Origin of the sequence: Streptomyces sp. NPDC059355 (assembly GCF_042752335.1) — a bacterium.
In the GTDB taxonomy this organism is placed as follows: domain Bacteria; phylum Actinomycetota; class Actinomycetes; order Streptomycetales; family Streptomycetaceae; genus Streptomyces.
Genome location: NZ_JBHYXN010000026.1, coordinates 1 through 18,333, shown reverse-complemented (window position 1 = coordinate 18,333; position 18,333 = coordinate 1). Strand labels below are relative to the sequence as shown.

The window sequence follows — 18,333 nt, the reverse complement described above, 5'->3', positions numbered from 1 at the left end:
CCCTCACCCCCCCCCCGTTTCTTTAGTTATTACTCCTCCGTGTTGGCGCGGACTCTCTGTTTGGGGGTCACCCGCGCGCCGGGCCGGGGGCGCGGGGGGCCGGGGGGGGGGGGGCGGGCCGGCCGCCCCCCCCCACGGCGAGACACCCCCTAGAGGATGACGTGCGGCAGGAAGCGGGCGTACTCGTCCGTGACCGGGCCCGCCGATTCGCGGATGCCCAGGCCCGCCGCCTCCTCCTCGACGACCCAGGCGCCGAGCACCACGCGGTTGCCGTCGAAATCGGGGAGCGGGGCAAGGCCCTGGAAGACGTATGTCTCCCCCTCGGCCGGCGTGAACGGCTCGTCGCCGCCGGCCGGGTGCAGGGTGACCCCGGCGCCCTCGCGGCCCAGCAGCGGCTTCGCCGCGTACCCGGTGGTCCGGGCGAGCTCGCGCGGGCCGTCGAGGTAGGCGGGCAGCAGGTTCGGGTGCTCCGGGAAGAGCTCCCACAAGATCGCCAGCAGTGCCTTGTTGGAGAGCAGCATCTTCCACAGCGGCTCGATCCAGGTGGTGGTCCCGGAGCCGCCGCCGTGGTCGTACGTGCCGAGGACCTGCGGGCCGAAGGCGTCGGTGACCAGCCATTCCCACGGGTAGAGCTTGAAGCAGCTGCGGATGAAGCCGAGTTTCCGGTCGACGAACCGGCCCGACAGGCTGTCCCAGCCGATCTGTTCGACGGACAGCTCCTCGGTCTCCAGACCCGCCTGCTCGGCGGTCTCCTGGAGGTAGGCGACCGTCATCAGGTCCTCGCCGAGCTCGTCCGTCTCGGAGTGCGCGAAGTGCACCGGGCCGGGCGGCAGCAGTTCCGCCTGCCGGCGCCAGGCTTCGACGAGCCGCTCGTGGAGGGAGTTCCACTGGTCGGCGCCGGGGAAGCGCTCCTCCATCCAGAACCACTGCGGACTGGCCGCCTCCACGAGGGAGGTGGGGGTGTCGGCGTTGTACTCCAGCATCTTGGCCGGGCCGCCGGCGCCATCGTAGCGCAGGTCGAACCGCCCGTAGAGGGAGGGCTGTTCGGCGCGCCGGCGCCAGGACTCGGCGATGAGGGCGGCCAGCTTCGGGTCGGTGACGCCCAGGTCGGCGAAGCGGTCGTGCTCGACGATGTGCGCGGCCGCGGCCAGGCACATGGCGTGCAGCTCCTCGACGACGTTCTCCAGCGCCTCCACCTCGGGGAGGGAGAAGGAGTAGTACGCGCTCTCGTCCCAGTAGGGCCGCAGGGAGTCGTCGGGGTAGCGGGTGAGGGGGTAGATCAGCCCCTGCTCCTCGACCGTCTTCTGCCAGTCGGGGCGCGGCTCGATGGTGTGGCGCTGCACGCTGGATCAGCCGCCCGAGGAGCTCTTGTGGCTGCCGCCGATGCCGCCGCGGGTGACGGCGGACTTGTCGAAGCTGCCGCCGCTGATGCGGTTGTTGTTCGCGACGGATCCGCCGTAGTAGTACGAGCCGCGGCCGCCGCTCTTGCACTCCTTGGTGTTCAGCTTCTCCAGGGTGACGCGGTCCGCGCAGCGCTTGTCGGGCTCGTTGCTGCTGCCGCACGCCACGAGAGCGGCGGCGAGCAGGCCCATGCCGCCGAGGGCGACGCCGCCGGAGCGCATGCGTCGTCGGGTGGTGGCGTTGTCGCCCGTTCTGCTGCCCGTACTGCTGTCGTCCATGGCGGACAGACTAGAACGGGGCGGTGAACCGATGGAATCCGGCCGTCGAAACCCCCTTATGACCTCCATCATCTAGAGTCATTTCGTGCTCCTTGGGATGGTTTGCGCGCTCGGTGCGGCGGTCTGTTTCGGTACGGCGTCGGTACTGCAGGCGATGGCCGCGCGGGCGGCGGAGCCGGGAACCGGGTCCGGCGTGGACGCGGCGCTGCTGCTGCGGGCGGCCCGGCAGTGGCGGTACGTGGTGGGCCTGGCGCTGGACGCGGCCGGTTTCGTCCTCCAGATCGTGGCGCTGCGGAACATCCCGATCTACACGGTGGGGGCGGCGCTGGCGGCGAGCCTCGCGGTGACGGCCGTGGTCTCGGCGCGGCTGCTGCACGTACCGCTGAGCGGGGCCGAGTGGGGCGCGGTGGGGACGGTGTGTGCGGGGCTGGCGATGCTGGCGCTGTCGTCGGGCGAGGAGGGCTCGGGGACGGGGTCGTTCGCGCTGAAGCTGGGACTGCTGGGGGTGGCGGGGCTGGTGCTGCTGGTGGGGGCCGTGGCGGGCGGGCTCCCGGACCGCTCGCGCGCGCTGGTCCTCGGCCTCGCGGCGGGGACGGGCTTCGGGGTGGTGGAGGTGGCGGTCCGCCTCATCGACGACGTCTCGCTCGCGACGCTCGCGAACCCGGCGCTGTACGCACTGCTGCTGGGCGGGGGCGCGGGGTTCCTGCTGCTCACCTCGGCGCTCCAGCGCGGCTCGGTGACGGCGGCCACGGCGGGCATGGTGCTCGGCGAGACGATCGGCCCGGCGGTGGTGGGCGTGGTCTGGCTCGGCGACAGCACCCGTGCGGGCCTGACCTGGCTGGCGGTCCTCGGCTTCGCGGTGGCGGTGGCCGGAGCCCTGGCCCTGGCCCGCTTCGGCGAACCGCCGGCGACACCGCGACCCGGCGCCCCGGACCCCGCCGGAGCCTGACGCCGCTGCGCCCCGATCCGCCCCGCCCGGCAGGACACCCCCTACGGCAGGGCGGCCAGCAGGGCTGTCAGCGTCGCCGACCAGGCGCTCGTCGGCGGGGTGCCGTAGCCGACCACCAGGGCCTCCCGCCGCGGGAGTTCCGCGTCCGGGTGGGCGAAGAAGGACAGCGGCACCACCGCCAGGTCCTGCCAGGCCGCGGACCGCAGGGCCGCGGCCTCGGTGCCCGCCGGGAGGTCCAGCACCGCGTGCAGGCCCGCCGCGATGCCCGACACCGCCACCCGGCCGGAGACGGCCTCGACCAGCTCGTCCCGGCGCCGCCGGTACCGCAGCCGCATGCCGCGCACGTGCCGGTCGTACGCCCCGGACCGGATGAACTCCGCCAGCGTCAGCTGGTCCACCGCGCTCGACGTCCAGTCGGTCCGCCCCTTCGCCGCGACGACCTCGTCCAGCAGCCCCGGCGGCACCACCATCCACCCCATCCGCAGCCCCGGAGCGAGCGACTTGCTCGCCGTGCCGAGGTAGACCACCCGGTCCGGGTCCAGTCCCTGCAGCGCGCCCACCGACTGGCCGTCGTAGCGGAACTCCCCGTCGTAGTCGTCCTCCACGATGATCCCGCCCGTGCTCCGGGCCCAGTCGACCGCCGCCGCCCGGCGGGCCGGGGTCAGCGCCGCCCCGGTGGGGAACTGGTGCGCGGGGGTCAGCAGCACCGCCCCGGCGCCCGCGCCCACCGGCCCGGCCAGGTCCGGCGTCCGCGCGCCCGCGTCGTCCACCGCGAGCGGCCGCGTCCGCAGCCCCGCCCGCGCCAGCGTCTCCCGGTGCATGTAGAGGCCGTACCCCTCCACCGCCACGTCCCGGACCCGGCGCGCCCGCAACACCCCCGCCAGCAGCATCAGCGCGTGCGCGAACCCCGCGCACAGCACGATCCGCTCCGGGTCCGCGTACACCCCGCGCGCCCGCGCCAGGTACCCGGCGAGCGCCTCCCGCAGCTCCACCCGGCCGCGCGCGTCGACCTGGTACCCGAAGGCGTCGTTCGGCGCGTCCGTCAGCGCCCGCCGGGCCGCCGTCAGCCAGGCGGCGCGCGGGAAGGCGCCCAGGTCCGGGGTGCCGGGCACCAGGCTGTACGAGTGCCGCTTGGGCGAGGGGTGCCGGACGCGGGCGGACCCCGCGGGCCGAAGCGGCCGGGCGCGTTCCGCGACCCGGGTGCCCGAGCCCTGGCGGGCTGTGAGCCAGCCCTCGGCGACGAGCTCCGCGTACGCCTCCGCGACCGTGTTCCGCGCGATCCCGAGGTCCGCGGCGAAGGAGCGCGAGGACGGCAGCCGGGTCCCGGGCGCCAGCCTCCCGCTGCGCGCGGCCTCGCGCAGCGCTTCGACGAGCCCGGCGCGCAGGCCGCGCCCGGCGGAGAGGTCCAAGTGCAGGTCGGCGCCGAAATCGGCACCGGGAGCGGCGCCCCCGCTGCCTGCCTCTGCATCGGAAGTGGCCCAGGATTCCTTCATGGATATGGACCATACGGGCGGGCCGCCTGCTTCCTAAAGTGGAGGCATGACCACCACGTACGAAGACACCACCGCACACGCACCCGAGCACACCCCCCGCATGGGCTGGGCCAAGCACGCACCCGAGGTCTACAAGGCGATCGTGAGCCTGGAGATGGCCGCGAGGAAGGGCTTGGACCCGGCCCTGATCGAACTGGTCAAGATCCGCGCCTCGCAGCTCAACCACTGCGCGTTCTGCCTGGACATGCACACCAAGGACGCCATCGCCGGCGGCGAGAGCGTCGAGCGGATCGTGCAGCTGACCGCCCTGGAGGAGTCGCGCCACTTCTACACCGAGAAGGAGGTCGCCGCGCTCGAACTGACCGAGGCCGTGACCGTCCTGACCGAGGGGTTCGTTCCCGACGAGGTGTACGAGAAGGCCGCGAAGCACTTCGAGGAGAAGGAGCTCGCCCACCTGATCGCCGTGATCTCGACGATTAACGTCTGGAACCGCTTCGCGGTCACCACCCGCATGGTCCCGGGCCACTACACGCCGGGCATGTTCAAGTAGCGGGCGGCCGGACCCGGGATCGATCCCGGTCCGGCCCCGGTCCGGCCCCGGTCAGGCCCCGGTCAGGCCCGGTTCCGGCCTCAGCCGGGCCGGAACGAGCCCAGGGCCGCCGCCATCCGCGCGCGGACGGCCTTGGTGTCGGCGGCCGGGCCGAAGCCCATCAGCACCCAGCGGCTGCCGTCGGACGCGACGGCCAGCCGCCCGATGGCGTACGCGGTCCCGCTGTCCCCGTTGGGGATCTCGTACACGAGCTCGCAGCCGGTGGTGTTCTTCGATTCGAGGGAGATCCGCCGGTAGCCCTCCCGGGCACTCAGCTCCTTGGTGCCGTCGACCAGGACCTCGCACGGGTTGTCGGGGCCGCCGGTGACCGGGAGGACCTGGAGCAGACTGTCCCGGCCCGACTCGGGCCGGAACACGGTGCCGGCCACCGTCCCCGTCTCGGACGTGCTGAGCTGCCAGTCGTCCGGGACGGCGACCTGGAAGCCGGCCCCGGCGCTGCGCAGCACCTTGTACCCGTCGGGCAGCTCCGCCGGGTCCGCCCTGAGGTACGAGGCCGCCACCGCGGCCCCGCCCAGGGCCACCGCCACGCCGACGGCGATGCCCAGCCGCAGCCGCCACCGGCGCGCCGTGTGCTGCGCGGGCGGGCTGTCCCGGGGCTCCCCGCCCCCCGGAGCGGCCCACGGGTTCCGCGGCTCGGTGTCCGGCGCGTGGGTGCCCGGGGGCTCGGTGCCCGGCGGCTCGGTGCCCGGCGGATAGGCCGGCATCGGCGGGAGCTCCGGCCCCCCGGACCCCGGCTCCTCACGCCCGGACCCGGGCACCGGACGCCCTCGCCGGCGCCGCTCCGGACCTTCCGGGCCTCCCGGGCCCTCCCACTGCTGCGTCCGCGGGTTCCACCGGACGGGGCCGCTCCCCGGGGCCACGGATCACCCCCCGAACGAGGTCAGCAGGGCGGCCAGCGCGGTGGCCGCGCTCACCGAGTCCACCAGCGGGGCCCACCGCTCCAGCGCCCCGCGCAGCCGGGTGGGCAGCCCCGGCCGGACCTCCTCGCCCGCGGACTCCAACTCCTCGGCCGCCGCGTCCAGTTCGGCGTCGAGAGCGGTCCTCCCGTCACTGCGGGGCAGGCGTACGAGGGCTGCGCGGAGGTCCCGTACGGCCTCCAGCAGCTCCTGCGCGGTCGGCCCGGCGTCGCCGGCGTCCGCCCCCGTACCGCCGTGGTTGACCGTGCTGTTGCTGACGTCCGTGCCGCCGATGCTGAAGGCGCTGCCCCGTACGTCGCCGATCCGCACCGAGGGCGGCCCGGCGCCTTCGCTATTGGCCACTTCTGCTCTCCTTGCCCGCGCGCACGCGCCCGCCCTTGCGGTCCGTGCCGTCCTTGCCCTGGTTCACCGTGCTGTTGTGGCTCACTCCGTTGATGCCGAAGGCGCTGTTGCTCACCGACTGGATGAACACCCCGCCCTCCGCGACGTTGACCGCGCGCTCCGCGAACTCCTCGGTGTGCCAGCCCGCGTCGTGCAGCGCCTGCGTCACCCCGCCGACGATGCGCTCCTGGATCGTCTTCACGTACCGGTCCAGGTCCATCAGCTGGAACAGTGACGGCTCCCGCTTCGAGGCGAGTTCGCGTACGGACGCGGCCGGTCCCGCCGCGAACGCGACCCCGTGCCCGGCGGTCGCCAGCCGCCACGGGACCCGGCAGGCCCTGGCGAGGCTGGCGAGGGCGACGCCGAGCGAGCCGGGGGCGTTGCTGAGGGCCAGCAGCGCCTTGGCGAAGGGAGTGTTGCGACGATGGCGCCGGGCGATGTCGTCGGCCCGCTGGAAATCGGGCCGCACCGGCAGCAGCACGTGCGGCGCGACCTCCAGCATGAGCATGCCGCCCTGGGTGTGGACGCGGATGAACACCGTGATGACGAGGTTCTCGTCCCAGCCGCCGATCCGGACGCGCAGGAAGTGCCGGCGCCGCTCCCCGCCCTCCTCGACCGCAGCCGCTCGGTGTTCGGCGAACGCCTCCTGCGACACGTCGGCCGCGTCCACGTCGGGCAGTCCCGCGGCCGGCAGGAACACGCACTCGTCGATGACCAGCTCGCGAAGCCGGTCCAGGACGCTCGCCTCCGCACCTTCGGAGCCGCCCGGCGAGGGCACCCGCAGGGCCTCCAGCCTGGGCCGGATCCGCTCGATGATCCCCTCGTTGTCGAGGCGGCGGGCCACCTCTTTGGCCCGCGGGCGCAGCTCCACCGTCAGCTGCCACGGCAGACGGGCCTGGCCCGCCCCGCAGAACGGGTTGTCGATGTCGTACAGGACCACCTGCGCGTGCTGCAGGCGCAGGATCCGGTCCTGGGTCCGGTGGAAGCGCGGCCCCCCGACCGGGTCGGCCTCCCAGTCCGCGTAGTGCTCACGGCTGAGCTTGGAATGGATGGACTGCGCGAAGTGCCCGCGCTGGAGATAGACGAGCACCGTGACCAGCACCGCGATCAGGATGACCGTCCACGAGTAGGCCTCGCCGTAGTACTGGCCGATCAGGGGGATCTCCGTGAAGATGCCGAGCGGATCGGTCTCCAGGACGTGCCCGAGGTACTGGCCGAGATAGCTCAGGTCCGGGTTGCCCCCGAAGCCCCCGAAGCCCACATCGTCCGCGAAGAAGCCGCGGAGCACGCCCCACAGGATCCGGCCGAGGAGGAAGGCGGCGCAGCCGCGCATGATCCACTCGAAGAACCGGACGCCGCGGCCGGTCCGCTCGCGGCGCTTCTTGAGGTGGCCGGCCCCGCTCAGGAGCAGCGCGGGGACGAGCAGGAAGAGGAAGAACGCGCGGGTGAGGAGGAGGCCGAGCGCCCACGCCGCGACGATCCCCGCCGACCAGGCCACCTCGGTGCGCAGGGCGCGCAGGGCGTGGGCGAGGACGCGGGAGGCGTCGAACCCGTAGGAGGGTGCGGGGAACCGCTCCTCGTGGACGTAGAGCTCCTCGATCACCCGGTCGCGGTAGGCGGGGTCGAGGTAGGTGCCGGCGCACAGCAGGCGTCCCGCCTCTGTCGCCGTCGGGTCCACGGGGGCCCTGCCGTCGGGTGTGCCACTCACGCGTTCTCCTCGCTCGGGAGGAGGGCAACCGTACGGCGCGCGGGGCGCGCGTAAACAGGGTGCTTCACGCCAAAAAGCCCCGGCGTGCACGCCGGGGCCTTTCAGGTGTCGCAGGATCGGTTCCGGCCGGGTCGGCCGGGCCCTTCGCAGAGCCGGCCGGGTCCCGTCCTACCGGTCAGATCAGGCCGAGCTCGCGGACCGCGTCGCGCTCCTCGACGAGCTCCGCCACGGACGCGTCGATGCGCGTGCGGGAGAACTCGTTGATGTCCAGGCCCTGGACGATCTCGTACTTGCCGTCCTTGGTGGTGACGGGGAAGGAGGAGATGATGCCCTCCGGGACGCCGTAGGAGCCGTCCGACGGGATGCCCATGGAGGTCCAGTCGCCCGCGGCGGTGCCGTTGACCCACGTGTGGACGTGGTCGATGGCGGCGTTCGCGGCCGAGGCGGCCGAGGACGCGCCACGGGCCTCGATGATCGCGGCGCCGCGCTTGGCGACGGTCGGGATGAAGGTGTCGGCGAGCCACAGCTCGTCGCTGACGACCTCGGCGGCGTTCTTGCCGGCGATCTCCGCGTGGAAGATGTCCGGGTACTGGGTCGCGGAGTGGTTGCCCCAGATGGTGAGGCGCTTGATGTCGGAGACGGCGGCGCCGGTCTTGGCGGCCAGCTGCGAGATCGCGCGGTTGTGGTCGAGGCGGGTCATCGCGGTGAAGCGCTCGGCCGGTACGTCCGGGGCCGCGGCCTGCGCGATGAGCGCGTTGGTGTTGGCCGGGTTGCCGACGACGAGGACCTTGATGTCGTCCGCGGCGTGGTCGTTGATGGCCTTGCCCTGCGGCTTGAAGATGCCGCCGTTGGCGGAGAGCAGGTCGCCGCGCTCCATGCCCTTGGTGCGCGGGCGGGCGCCCACGAGCAGGGCGACGTTCGCACCCTCGAAGCCCGCGTTCGGGTCGTCGAAGATGTCGATGCCCTTAAGCAGCGGGAAGGCGCAGTCGTCGAGCTCCATGGCGGTGCCCTCGGCGGCCTTCATGCCCTGGGGGATCTCCAGGAGGCGGAGCTTGACCGGCACGTCCGCGCCGAGCAGGTGACCGGACGCGATGCGGAAGAGCAGCGCGTAGCCGATCTGGCCGGCGGCGCCGGTGACGGTGACATTCACGGGAGTGCGGGTCATGGCCTTCTCCGTTAGACAGCTGGCGGTGGGGCTTCGCTGCCCCATGTGCTGGCGGACGCCGCTCCCCTGCGAATCTTGACGTGAAGAGACATCCGGCGTCAGGCTATCCGACCTTCCGGCGGCCCAATCCCCCGGTCTGTGTGGTGCAGGGCACACGGACCGGGAGTTCGAAGGCGCGGAGGGGGATTTCCCCCCTCTTTTCGACCGCCGGACACCGCCGGACGGGTGTACGAGTGGGTGCGAGTACGTCAGGTGCCCCGGCGGGGCCGGGCTCAGCGGACCGTGAAGCGGACCGCGCTCTCCAGGAACGGGATGTCCAGCCACGGCTTGGGCTCCATCACCAGCGCGAGCAGCGTGATGGCCACGCCCAGCAGCCCGTACGTGACCATGTCGGTGAACCGGGAGCGCACCGCCAGCATCCCCACCTGCGGCAGTACGCGCCGCAGCACGGAGGCCGCGATCAGGGCCACGCCGATCACCAGGACGCCGAAGCGGGGGTGGTTCAGCGCGGTCAGGAGCAGTCCGACCGCGGTGGCGGCGAGCACGCTGAGCATCGGCCACTGGCGGGCCGCGAGGGCGTCACCGGGCGCGGCACGGCCGTGGCCCTCGGGGCGGGCGGTGTCCTTGGTGATCGAGGGGAAGCGGCGCGACTTGGCGGCGTCGAGCCCGGCTTCGGGGCCGGCCTCGGCGCCCGCGGGCCCGGCTTCGGCGCCCGCGGGCCCGGGGCCGGGGCCGGGGCCGGCGCCGGACTCGGCGCCGGTCGCTTCCGCTTCGTGCTCAGCCCGCACTGGTCGACGTCCGTTCCGCCGCCTCGACGACGTTCACGAGCAGCTGCGCCCGCGTCATCGGGCCGACACCGCCCGGGTTCGGGGAGATCCAGCCGGCCACCTCGGCGACGCCCGGGTGCACGTCGCCGACGATCTTGCCGTTCTCGTCGCGGCTGACGCCCACGTCCAGCACGGCCGCGCCGGGCTTCACGTCCTCCGGCTTGACCAGGTGCGGGACGCCCGCGGCCGCCACGATGATGTCCGCCTGGCGCAGCTGGGCCGCCAGGTCGCGGGTGCCGGTGTGGCACAGGGTGACGGTGGCGTTCTCCGACTTGCGGGTCAGCAGCAGGCCCATCGAGCGCCCGACGGTGATGCCGCGGCCGAGGAGCACCACGTGCGCGCCGTTGATCTCGATGCCGTGGTGGCGCAGCAGCTGCACGATCCCGTACGGGGTGCAGGGCAGCGGGCCCGGCTCGTTCAGCACCAGTCGCCCGAGGGACATCGGGTGCAGGCCGTCGGCGTCCTTCGCCGGGTCCATCAGCTCCAGGACCCGGTTGGTGTCGATGCCCTTGGGGAGCGGGAGTTGGACGATGTAGCCGGTGCACTCCGGGTTCGCGTTGAGTTCCCGTACGACCGCCTCGATGTCCTCCTGGGAGGCCGTCGCGGGCAGTTCGCGCTGGATGGACGCGATGCCGACCTCGGCGCAGTCCTTGTGCTTGCCGTTGACGTACCAGCGGCTGCCCGGGTCGTCGCCGACCAGCAGGGTGCCGAGGCCGGGGGTGATACCCCGGGCCTTGAGCGCCGCCACGCGGGCGGTCAGTTCGGACTTGATCGCGGCGGCGGTGGCCTTGCCATCGAGAATCTGGGCGGTCATGACCCCATCCTCCCGGATGGACCGGCTTCGCTTCCAGTCGCGGGCCCGGCCGGACGCCCGGTCGCGGGCCCGGGCGGGCGCTCCGTGGCGGACTTGACCCGTTCATTGTACTTGCACAACAAGTGACCGGCCCGGCGCGCCGTCGCTGGACAACTCCGGCCCGGGCGGACCACGATGGCGTAAAGAGTGCCGCGGGCAGTGCCGGGGGGCGTACCGCACACAGCAGTGACTCCTCCGTGCGTGCCGTGCGTCCCCGCACTTCCACGGAGGAACACCCCAAGATGAGCTTCGGCGACCCGAACAACCCGTACGGGCAGCAGCAGCCGCCGGCCCCGCAGGGCCAGCCCGGCTACGGATACCCGAACCAGGCCCCGCAGGGCATTCCGCCGCAGGGCGGCTACGCCTACCCTCAGCAGGCCCCGCAGGGCCAGCCAGGCTACGGATACCCGAACCAGGCGTACCCGGCCGGCCCCGGCGGCTACCCGGGCATGCCCATGCAGATGCCGGGTGTGCTGAAGACCGCGCGCGTGCTCCTCTTCATCATCGCGGCCATTCAGCTGATCGTCGGCGCGTTCGCCCTGCTCGGGGCGGCCTTCATCTCCAGCGCCGATTCCGGCAGCAGCTACGGCGGCAGCAGCTCGGGCCAGGTGGCCGCCGGTGTGATCGCCCTCATCGCCGTCATCGCCATCGCGTTCGCCGTGTGGGCGATCGTCCTCGGCGTGAAGTTCGGCAAGGGCGGCAACGCCACGCGGATCACGACGATCGTGTACTCCGTGCTCTTCCTGCTCAGCAGCCTCGCCAACTTCGCGAACACCGGCAGCAACGGCACGGGCCCCGCGCTGGCCGGCGGCGTGATCGGCCTCGCCATCGGCGTGGTCATCCTGGTCGCCGCAGTCAACAAGGACTCGGTGGCCTGGTTCAACCGCCCGCGCTACTGATCCCCGTACGACCACCGGAGATGCGGCGAAGGCCGCCACCCGTGACGGGTGGCGGCCTTCGCCGTGCGCGGGGAGCCGGACTCAGTGGAAGAAGTGCCGGGTCCCGGTGAAGTACATGGTCACGCCGGCCGCCTTCGCGGCCTCGACGACCTGCTCGTCACGGACCGAACCGCCCGGCTGGACCACGGCCTTGATGCCGGCGGCGGTCAGGATCTCCAGCCCGTCCGGGAACGGGAAGAAGGCATCGGAGGCGGCGTACGAGCCCTGCGCGCGCTCGGCGCCCGCCCGCTCGACGGCGAGCTTCGCCGAGTCCACCCGGTTCACCTGGCCCATGCCGACACCGACCGAGGCGCCGTCCTTGGCGAGCAGGATCGCGTTGGACTTGACGGCCCGGCAGGCCTTCCACGCGAAGGCGAGCTCGGCGAGCTCCTCCGGGGAGAGGGCGTCGCCGGTGGCGAGGGTCCAGTTCGCCGGGTCGTCGCCCTCGGCCTGGAAGAGGTCGGACTGCTGGAGCAGCGCGCCGCCGGAGATCGGCTTCAGGTCACCCGGCTGGTGCGGGGTGCCGTCGACCTTGAGGACGCGGATGTTCTTCTTCTTGGCCAGGATCTCGACCGCGCCGTCCTCGTACGCGGGGGCGGCGATGACCTCGGTGAAGATCTCCGCGACCTGCTCGGCGAGCTCGACGGTCACCGGACGGTTGACGGCGATGACGCCGCCGAAGGCCGACAGCGGGTCGCAGGCGTGCGCCTTGCGGTGCGCGGCGGCGACGTCCGCGCCGACGGCGATGCCGCACGGGTTGGCGTGCTTGATGATCGCGACGCAGGGCTCGTCGTGGTCGTACGCGGCGCGGCGGGCGGCCTCGGTGTCCACGTAGTTGTTGAAGGACATCTCCTTGCCGTGCAGCTGCTCGGCATTGGCGAGCCCGCCCGGCCGGCCGTCGGTGTAGAGGACGGCGGCCTGGTGCGGGTTCTCGCCGTAGCGCAGGGTGGACTTGCGGTCCCAGGCGCCGGCCAGGAACTCGGGAAGCACGGCCTCCGGCTCCGGGGCGTACGCATTCGTGAACCAGGAGGCCACGGCGACGTCGTACGCGGCGGTGTGCTGGAAGGCCTCGGCGGCGAGCCGCTTGCGCGCGGTGAGGTCGAAGCCGCCGCCCTGGGCCGCGGCGAGGACGTCGGCGTACCGGGCGGGGCTGGTCACGACGGCGACCGAGGGGTGGTTCTTGGCGGCGGCGCGGACCATCGACGGGCCGCCGATGTCGATCTGCTCGACGCACTCGTCGGGGGTGGCGCCGGAGGCGACGGTCTCCCGGAACGGGTAGAGGTTGACGATCACCAGGTCGAAGGGCTCGATGCCGAGCTCGGCGAGCTGGTTGCGGTGGTCCTCCAGGCGCAGGTCGGCGAGGATGCCGGCGTGCACGCGCGGGTGCAGGGTCTTGACCCGGCCGTCCAGGCACTCGGGGAAGCCGGTGAGCTCCTCGACCTTGGTGACGGGCACGCCGGCCGCGGCGATCCTGGAGGCGGTGGAGCCGGTCGAGACGAGCGAGACGCCCGCCTCGTGCAGGCCGCGGGCCAGCTCCTCCAGTCCCGTCTTGTCGTAGACACTGACGAGCGCGCGCCGGATCGGTCGCTTCGACGAGCTCGACGAGGTGGTGCTGCTCTCTACGGCGGTCACTGGATTGTTACCTTTCGTCCCTCAATGCGGTAGCCGTGCCGGGCCAGGCGCCCCACGACGTCGACGAGCAGCTGGCGCTCGACTTCCTTGATGCGCTCGTGCAGAGCGGCTTCGTCGTCCCCGTCCCGGACCTCGACCACACCCTGGGCGATGATCGGACCGGTGTCCACGCCGGCGTCCACGAAGTGGACCGTGCAGCCGGTGACCTTCGCGCCGTAGGCGAGGGCGTCCCGTACGCCGTGGGCTCCCGGGAAGGCCGGGAGGAGGGCGGGGTGGGTGTTGACGAAGCGGCCGCCGAAGCGGCCGATGAACGAGGCGCCCACGATCTTCATGAACCCGGCGGACACGACGAGGTCCGGCGCGTGGGCGGCGGTCGCCCCGGTGAGGGCGGCGTCCCACTCCTCGCGGGTCGCGTACGCCTTGACCGGGCATACGAAGGTGGGGATCCCGGCCTTCTCGGCCCGCTCCAGGCCGACGATGTCCTCGCGGTCGGCCCCCACGGCGACGACTTCGGCGCCGAAGCCCTCGGATCCGCCGGGATGGGCGTCGATGGCGTCGAGCAGGGCCTGGAGGTTGGTGCCGGAACCGGAGACCAGCACGACCAGGCGGGAGGCGGCCATGGGAGGCCCTTTCTGCGGGAATGCGTCCATACGCACGTCACGTGGTCTCACGCACCGGCGTACATCTTGTGTGATCAGACGAAAGTGAGGTGCCCCTGAATACGGGTGACCCTACGAAGCCGCCGACCGCCTGCAACGATACCGGCACACCGGACCGCCCCCGAGGGACGGGGGGACGGGCGAGAGGTAGCGTCTGGCATACAAGCCGCATACGGCGCGGTGCGCAGCACCGTGCCACACGTCAACAGCCCTTCGACGCACGCCGCTCACGAGGCCCACGACGTCCCGAGGACGTCCACGACACAGGGGAAGTAACGCACTCGATGCCGGATCGCCGCCAGCCCGACTCCTCCACCGACGACAACCCCTTCGCGGCTCCCCCGGAAGGCCGGCCCGACCAGCCGTGGCAGCCGCGCGGCAACGGCGACGGCGGCGGTGACGGCCGCCAGGGCCAGGACCCCGGATCCGGCACCGGCGGACCGGTGCGCTGGGACCCGACGGACCCGGTCCAGCGGCGGGCCCGCTACGCGCTGCTGGCCGGCATGTGGGGCTTCTTCTTCGGGATCTTCGGGATCCCGTCGGTGGGGCTGCTGCTCGGTGCGCTCGCCATGTACTGGGGGATCAGCGGGCTGCGCGGGAAGCCTGCGGCGGCAGAGCCCGCGTCCGCGGTGGACGCCCTGATGGGCCGTGCCCCCGCTCCCGCCCCCGCTCCCCAGGGAGGCCTGGCCGCCCTCGGTCCGGCGGCGCGCCCGCAGCGGACGGCGGCGATCGGCGGGCTGGTCGCGGCCTCGCTGGCGATCCTGCTGGCGCTGAGCTCGTACGGCCTGCAGCTGGCCTACAAGGACTTCTACGTCTGCCGTGAGGACGCCCTCACGAAGTCGGCGGAACTGCAGTGCAACAACCTGCTGCCGGACAACGTGCTGGGCAAGATCCTGAAGGTGCAGCAGTAGGCCTGGCGGCGCCGGTTCACTCCTGCGGCTTGCGGCGGGGCAGTACGCGGGCGTCGGCCACGGCCGCGACGAGGGGCAGGGGCGTCGCGTCCGCCGGTTTCGTCGGGACCGTCGGGACCGGAACCGGCGTCAGGTCCAGGTGAATCCCCGTCACGACGGTGAGCCGGCGGGGCGGTTTGGGCGCGGCGACCGGGACCGGTTCGGCAGAGGCCGGGACCGGTTCGGCCGGCGCCGGAGCCTGGGCCTGGGCCTGGGCCTGGGCCTGGGGCGGATCCTGGGGCGGATCCTGGGTCAGGTCCGGTACGAGGGCGCCCGCCGCCCGGCGCAGGGCCTCCCAGCGCAGTTCCCGTACGCCGCTGTCGTGCCACTCGTCATCCGCGTCCGGCGCGAGGGCGTCCGCCTGCCGGGCGGGCCGGGTCCGCCAGGAGTGCACCGCCACCGCTACCGGCACCGCCGGGAGCAGGGTCCAGGCGAAGGCCGCCGCGCCGACCGCCCACCACACCGGGCCGAAGCTCGCCAGCCCCCGGGAGCCGAGCGGCCCCGAAGAGGCCGCCGCGAGCCCGGCCATCAGCAGCGCGCACACCAGGGCGCCCAGAGCCGCCGTCAGGGCGGTTTCCCTGTACGAGACTTCACGCGCCCGGCGTACGGCGAACCACCCGACCGCCAGCCCGGCCAGTAGCGGCACACCGGTGGTCGCACAGGTCAGCAGGGTTCTGGGGCCCTCCGGGGGCAGCGCCGCCAGCAGCGGGAAGCTCGGGAGCGCGGGCGAGCCGGCGAAGCCGAGAGGGGTCGCGGTCGCGCCGGCGCCGAGGGCGAAGCCGGGGCCGAGGGAGTAGGCGGCGCCCCAGACCATGGCGTTCGGGAGCAGCGCGAGGGACAGGAGCAGGACCGCGAAGCGGCCCGACCAGACCCCGGTCAGCGCCAGGAAGGACGCCTGGACCTCGGCGGCGTGCCAGGCGAGCGAGGCCCCGACGAGCAGCGCGCCGCCGCCCAGCAGCATGAGGGCCCCGGCGGCTCCGGCGCGCAGCGCGAGGGGGTAGCGGGGGCGGGCGGCGGCCCGGCGCACGGCCCCCGGAACCCAGTGCGGCAGCGGCCCGACGGGGCGCCCCTTGGCCGCCCAGACCCCGCCGGCGGCGGCGAGCACGGCGACGAGCGGTACGTGCCAGGCGGCGCTGAGGGGGTCGGCGGGCATCGGCCCGGCGGCGGCGTAGACGGTCGCCAGGGAGCCGACGGAGAGATATCCGCAGGTCACAGCGGAAAAGATGGCTGAGGCGGGCAGCACTTCATCCCCGTCCCCGCCGTCCCCCGAGGCGCTGCCGAGCCGCGCCGCCCGGCGCATGAGCAGCGCGGGCAGCGCGACGAGCAGCAGCGGGATCACGCCGACGGGAGCCGGCACCCCGGAGAGGGTGTCGTACCGGACGAGCTCGGTCCCGTGGGCGAGCAGCCAGAGCCCGGCGGCCAGGTGCAGGGCGCCGCCGGGGCCGCTGTCGGGGTAGGGGGAGCTGATCCAGAGCACGATGACGAGCACGGCGAGGAAGCCGAGGCCGAGCCCGGCGGCGACGGCCCCGCCCAGCACGCAGGCGGCGGCGGCCGGCGAACGGCGCCGCCCGGCGGCGGCCCGGGGGGCCGTCGGCAACGGGGTCCCGCGTTCGGTCACTTGGGTCACCCCGCCATGGTGCCAACGACACGCGCTATGGGCGGGTAACAGGCGAATGTCCGTGGTGTCGCTCAATATACGTTTTATGTACTTTTTCGCCCAGGTCTGTCGGCAGGTCACGGGGAGCGAGGCATGACAGAGAGCGTCGAGGAGCCGAGGCTCCCCTCGCCCAAGGAACGCCGCAGACTGCGCGAGGCGGCGGGCCTGACGTACGAGGCCGTCGCGACGGCGGTGGGCGTCCGGACCAACACGGTCCGCTCCTGGGAATCGGGCCGCACCCACCCCCGAGGCCGCAAACTCGATGCCTACGCCGCTCTCCTGAGGTCCCCGGCCCCGACGCCCGCCGCTGCGGACACGGCCCCCGCCGCGGCGGCCCCGCCGGACGCCGCAACGCAGGACCCCGCCGGAGCGGCCCCCGGCGGGACGCCCGCGGGCCCGGGCCACGAGGCCGATCGGAGCGCCGCAGAGGAGGCGCGGGGCGGGGCCGTGGTGAGGCTGCCCGGGGGCCTGCGGCCCTTCGGCATGAGCGGGCCCGGGCAGCGGACCCGGCCGCAGGTCGCGGCCAAACGGGCCGCGAAGCCGCCCACGGCCGTGCCCCGCCGCGAGGCGAGGTACACCGTCAAGGCCACCGCCCGGGCCATCGGCACGCCCGGCCGCGGAACGCTCGAGCAGACCACCCCCGCCGAAGCGGAGCCCCCGGCGCCCGACCACCCGCCCGCCCAAGGCGCGGCGGTCTCCCCGGAAGGGTGCGAGCAGCCCCCGTCCGGCCCGGAGGGCGACGGGCACACCTCCGGTCCGGGGGACGGGCCGGCGCCCACCGGAGCGACCACGACCGGGGCCGGCGGGCACCAGGCGCACCCGGCCGGGCCCGCGCCCGGCGAGACGCCCGGCGAGACGCTCGGCGAGGCGGCCGGCGAGGCGGCCGGCGAGGCGCTCGGCGAGACGCTCGGCGAGGCGGCCGGGCCGGTCCCTGCCGAAGGCCCGGTCGGGCCGGTCACTGCGGAGGCCGCGGCCGAAGGATCCGACACGGTCGAGCCGGCGGTCGCCGAAGCCGCCGGACAGGCCCCGGCCGGGGACGCGACCGCCGGGCCGGCGCCCGGGCCGCCCGGACCGGGAGCCGTGTTCGACGCGCTGTACCGGTACTCCGCGCCCGCGCTCGCACGGCAGGCGTACCTGCTGACGGGCCGCCGCCGGCTCGCCGAGGAGGCCGTCGAGCGGGCCTTCCAGCAGGCCTGGGCGCGGTGGCCCGAGGTGGCAGCGGATCCCGACCCCGTCGGCTGGGTGCGCGCGGCCGTGTACGAGTACGCCCTCTCCCCCTGGCACGGGTTCCGCCGCGCCCACAAGCACCCCGACAAGGCTCCCGCCGCCCCCGCCGACCGGATCCTGATGGACGCGATGCTGGCGCTCCCGCCGGCCCACCGCCGTACGGTCCTGCTCTACGACGGCGTCGGCCTCGACCTCCCCGACACCGCCGCCGAGACCGAGGCCAGCACCCCCACCGCCGGCAACCGCCTCCTGCACGCGCACGACGCCCTCGCCGACCGCATCCCGGAGCTGGCCGCCGCGCCCCCCGAGAAGCGGTCCGCGGTGCTGCGCGAGCGGCTCGGCGCGGTCACTCCGGCCGTGCCGCTGGAACCCCGCCCGGCCGCCACCGTGCGTATGGCCGCCGAGTACCGGGCCACGCGCTGGACCCGCGCGTTCCTCGGCCTGACCGCCGTGATCGCCGCGGCGACCGCCTACACCACCGCCACCGCGCCCCGTCAGTACGAGCCCCCCATCGCGCCCGGCGCGAGCGTCTCCGGGGTCCCCCCGCTCGCCGGCCCCCAGCGGCTCACCGACGAGACCCGGCAACTGCGCGAGAAGCTCCGCTCGCACCCGGCCCACCGCCCCGAGCGGATCGCCCCCGGCCTGGAGTGACAACACGAACGGGCGTGGCCCGCACCCCACTCGGGGA

General features: G+C 73.9%; 17 protein-coding genes. 5 read left to right on the top strand and 12 right to left on the bottom strand.

From position 1 onward, the window contains the following. Window positions 1-149: 149 nt before the first annotated feature. The gene (locus ACFXGI_RS23815) at window positions 150-1,343 is read right to left on the bottom strand and encodes a glutathionylspermidine synthase family protein (RefSeq protein ID WP_384710053.1); all 1,194 of its coding nucleotides are present in this window, start codon (window positions 1,341-1,343) and stop codon (window positions 150-152) included. Window positions 1,344-1,349: 6 nt separating this feature from the next. After that, window positions 1,350-1,679, bottom strand: a complete 330-nt coding sequence (locus tag ACFXGI_RS23810; RefSeq protein ID WP_384710050.1) for a hypothetical protein — start codon at window positions 1,677-1,679, stop codon at window positions 1,350-1,352. 97 nt (window positions 1,680-1,776) lie between these two features. On the opposite strand from ACFXGI_RS23810, the gene ACFXGI_RS23805 reads away from it, so the two are divergent. Next, window positions 1,777-2,628 carry a hypothetical protein gene (locus tag ACFXGI_RS23805; RefSeq protein WP_384710255.1) on the top strand — a complete coding sequence of 284 codons (852 nt, stop codon included), beginning with the start codon at window positions 1,777-1,779 and terminating at the stop codon, window positions 2,626-2,628. 41 nt (window positions 2,629-2,669) lie between these two features. Here ACFXGI_RS23805 and ACFXGI_RS23800 read toward each other — a convergent pair whose 3' ends face one another. Beyond that, on the bottom strand, window positions 2,670-4,121 hold the full coding sequence (locus ACFXGI_RS23800) for a PLP-dependent aminotransferase family protein (RefSeq protein WP_384710047.1): 1,452 nt from the start codon (window positions 4,119-4,121) through the stop codon (window positions 2,670-2,672). 46 nt (window positions 4,122-4,167) lie between these two features. Here ACFXGI_RS23800 and ACFXGI_RS23795 point away from each other — a divergent pair, with 46 nt between their 5' ends. Next, window positions 4,168-4,671, top strand: a complete 504-nt coding sequence (locus ACFXGI_RS23795) for a carboxymuconolactone decarboxylase family protein (RefSeq protein WP_030864199.1) — start codon at window positions 4,168-4,170, stop codon at window positions 4,669-4,671. An 80-nt stretch (window positions 4,672-4,751) separates the two neighbouring features. Here the strand turns inward: ACFXGI_RS23795 and ACFXGI_RS23790 are convergent, their stop codons facing one another. From ACFXGI_RS23790 to ACFXGI_RS23765, 6 genes are all read right to left on the bottom strand, one after another. Continuing rightward, a complete protein-coding gene (locus ACFXGI_RS23790) occupies window positions 4,752-5,435 on the bottom strand; it encodes a hypothetical protein (RefSeq protein ID WP_384710044.1) in 684 nt (227 codons plus the stop codon). A 159-nt stretch (window positions 5,436-5,594) separates the two neighbouring features. Then, the gene (locus ACFXGI_RS23785) at window positions 5,595-5,990 is read right to left on the bottom strand and encodes a hypothetical protein (RefSeq protein ID WP_384710041.1); all 396 of its coding nucleotides are present in this window, start codon (window positions 5,988-5,990) and stop codon (window positions 5,595-5,597) included. Then, window positions 5,980-7,737, bottom strand: coding sequence for a hypothetical protein (locus ACFXGI_RS23780; protein ID WP_384710038.1), 1,758 nt, complete (start codon window positions 7,735-7,737; stop codon window positions 5,980-5,982). The genes ACFXGI_RS23785 and ACFXGI_RS23780 overlap by 11 nt, the downstream gene beginning before the upstream one ends. 175 nt (window positions 7,738-7,912) lie before the next feature. Next, window positions 7,913-8,902 carry a malate dehydrogenase gene (locus tag ACFXGI_RS23775; RefSeq protein WP_030864208.1) on the bottom strand — a complete coding sequence of 330 codons (990 nt, stop codon included), beginning with the start codon at window positions 8,900-8,902 and terminating at the stop codon, window positions 7,913-7,915. A 272-nt stretch (window positions 8,903-9,174) separates the two neighbouring features. After that, window positions 9,175-9,690 carry a DUF3017 domain-containing protein gene (locus ACFXGI_RS23770; RefSeq protein ID WP_384710035.1) on the bottom strand — a complete coding sequence of 172 codons (516 nt, stop codon included), beginning with the start codon at window positions 9,688-9,690 and terminating at the stop codon, window positions 9,175-9,177. After that, window positions 9,680-10,543: a bifunctional methylenetetrahydrofolate dehydrogenase/methenyltetrahydrofolate cyclohydrolase gene (locus ACFXGI_RS23765; RefSeq protein WP_327361864.1), complete on the bottom strand. Its 864-nt coding sequence runs from the start codon at window positions 10,541-10,543 to the stop codon at window positions 9,680-9,682. The genes ACFXGI_RS23770 and ACFXGI_RS23765 overlap by 11 nt, the downstream gene beginning before the upstream one ends. Window positions 10,544-10,824: 281 nt before the next feature. On the opposite strand from ACFXGI_RS23765, the gene ACFXGI_RS23760 reads away from it, so the two are divergent. After that, a complete protein-coding gene (locus ACFXGI_RS23760) occupies window positions 10,825-11,481 on the top strand; it encodes a hypothetical protein (RefSeq protein ID WP_384710032.1) in 657 nt (218 codons plus the stop codon). An 81-nt stretch (window positions 11,482-11,562) separates the two neighbouring features. Here ACFXGI_RS23760 and purH read toward each other — a convergent pair whose 3' ends face one another. After that, a complete protein-coding gene (gene purH / locus ACFXGI_RS23755; RefSeq protein WP_384710029.1) occupies window positions 11,563-13,152 on the bottom strand; it encodes a bifunctional phosphoribosylaminoimidazolecarboxamide formyltransferase/IMP cyclohydrolase in 1,590 nt (529 codons plus the stop codon). Next, window positions 13,149-13,772, bottom strand: a complete 624-nt coding sequence (purN, locus tag ACFXGI_RS23750) for a phosphoribosylglycinamide formyltransferase (RefSeq protein ID WP_384710026.1) — start codon at window positions 13,770-13,772, stop codon at window positions 13,149-13,151. The genes purH and purN overlap by 4 nt, the downstream gene beginning before the upstream one ends. Window positions 13,773-14,095: 323 nt before the next feature. Here purN and ACFXGI_RS23745 point away from each other — a divergent pair, with 323 nt between their 5' ends. Further along, window positions 14,096-14,722 (top strand): hypothetical protein, encoded by a 627-nt coding sequence (locus ACFXGI_RS23745; RefSeq protein WP_384710023.1) that lies wholly within the window; start codon window positions 14,096-14,098, stop codon window positions 14,720-14,722. 16 nt (window positions 14,723-14,738) lie between these two features. On the opposite strand, the gene ACFXGI_RS23740 is transcribed toward ACFXGI_RS23745, so the two are convergent. Then, window positions 14,739-16,388, bottom strand: a complete 1,650-nt coding sequence (locus tag ACFXGI_RS23740) for a DUF6350 family protein (RefSeq protein ID WP_384710020.1) — start codon at window positions 16,386-16,388, stop codon at window positions 14,739-14,741. Window positions 16,389-16,511: 123 nt separating this feature from the next. Here ACFXGI_RS23740 and ACFXGI_RS23735 point away from each other — a divergent pair, with 123 nt between their 5' ends. After that, window positions 16,512-18,296 carry a helix-turn-helix domain-containing protein gene (locus ACFXGI_RS23735; protein WP_384710017.1) on the top strand — a complete coding sequence of 595 codons (1,785 nt, stop codon included), beginning with the start codon at window positions 16,512-16,514 and terminating at the stop codon, window positions 18,294-18,296. The last annotated feature ends 37 nt before the right edge of the window (window positions 18,297-18,333 follow it).

Excerpts from the sequence above, each read along its gene's own strand:
- ACFXGI_RS23810 (WP_384710050.1), bottom strand. The coding sequence starts at position 1,679 with ATGGACGACAGCAGTACGGGCAGCAGAACGGGCGACAACGCCACCACC.
- ACFXGI_RS23805 (WP_384710255.1), top strand. The coding sequence starts at position 1,777 with ATGGTTTGCGCGCTCGGTGCGGCGGTCTGTTTCGGTACGGCGTCGGTA.
- ACFXGI_RS23800 (WP_384710047.1), bottom strand. The coding sequence starts at position 4,121 with ATGAAGGAATCCTGGGCCACTTCCGATGCAGAGGCAGGCAGCGGGGGC.
- ACFXGI_RS23795 (WP_030864199.1), top strand. The coding sequence starts at position 4,168 with ATGACCACCACGTACGAAGACACCACCGCACACGCACCCGAGCACACC.
- ACFXGI_RS23790 (WP_384710044.1), bottom strand. The coding sequence starts at position 5,435 with ATGCCGGCCTATCCGCCGGGCACCGAGCCGCCGGGCACCGAGCCCCCG.
- ACFXGI_RS23775 (WP_030864208.1), bottom strand. The coding sequence starts at position 8,902 with ATGACCCGCACTCCCGTGAATGTCACCGTCACCGGCGCCGCCGGCCAG.
- ACFXGI_RS23765 (WP_327361864.1), bottom strand. The coding sequence starts at position 10,543 with ATGACCGCCCAGATTCTCGATGGCAAGGCCACCGCCGCCGCGATCAAG.
- ACFXGI_RS23760 (WP_384710032.1), top strand. The coding sequence starts at position 10,825 with ATGAGCTTCGGCGACCCGAACAACCCGTACGGGCAGCAGCAGCCGCCG.
- purN (WP_384710026.1), bottom strand. The coding sequence starts at position 13,772 with ATGGCCGCCTCCCGCCTGGTCGTGCTGGTCTCCGGTTCCGGCACCAAC.
- ACFXGI_RS23745 (WP_384710023.1), top strand. The coding sequence starts at position 14,096 with ATGCCGGATCGCCGCCAGCCCGACTCCTCCACCGACGACAACCCCTTC.
- ACFXGI_RS23735 (WP_384710017.1), top strand. The coding sequence starts at position 16,512 with ATGACAGAGAGCGTCGAGGAGCCGAGGCTCCCCTCGCCCAAGGAACGC.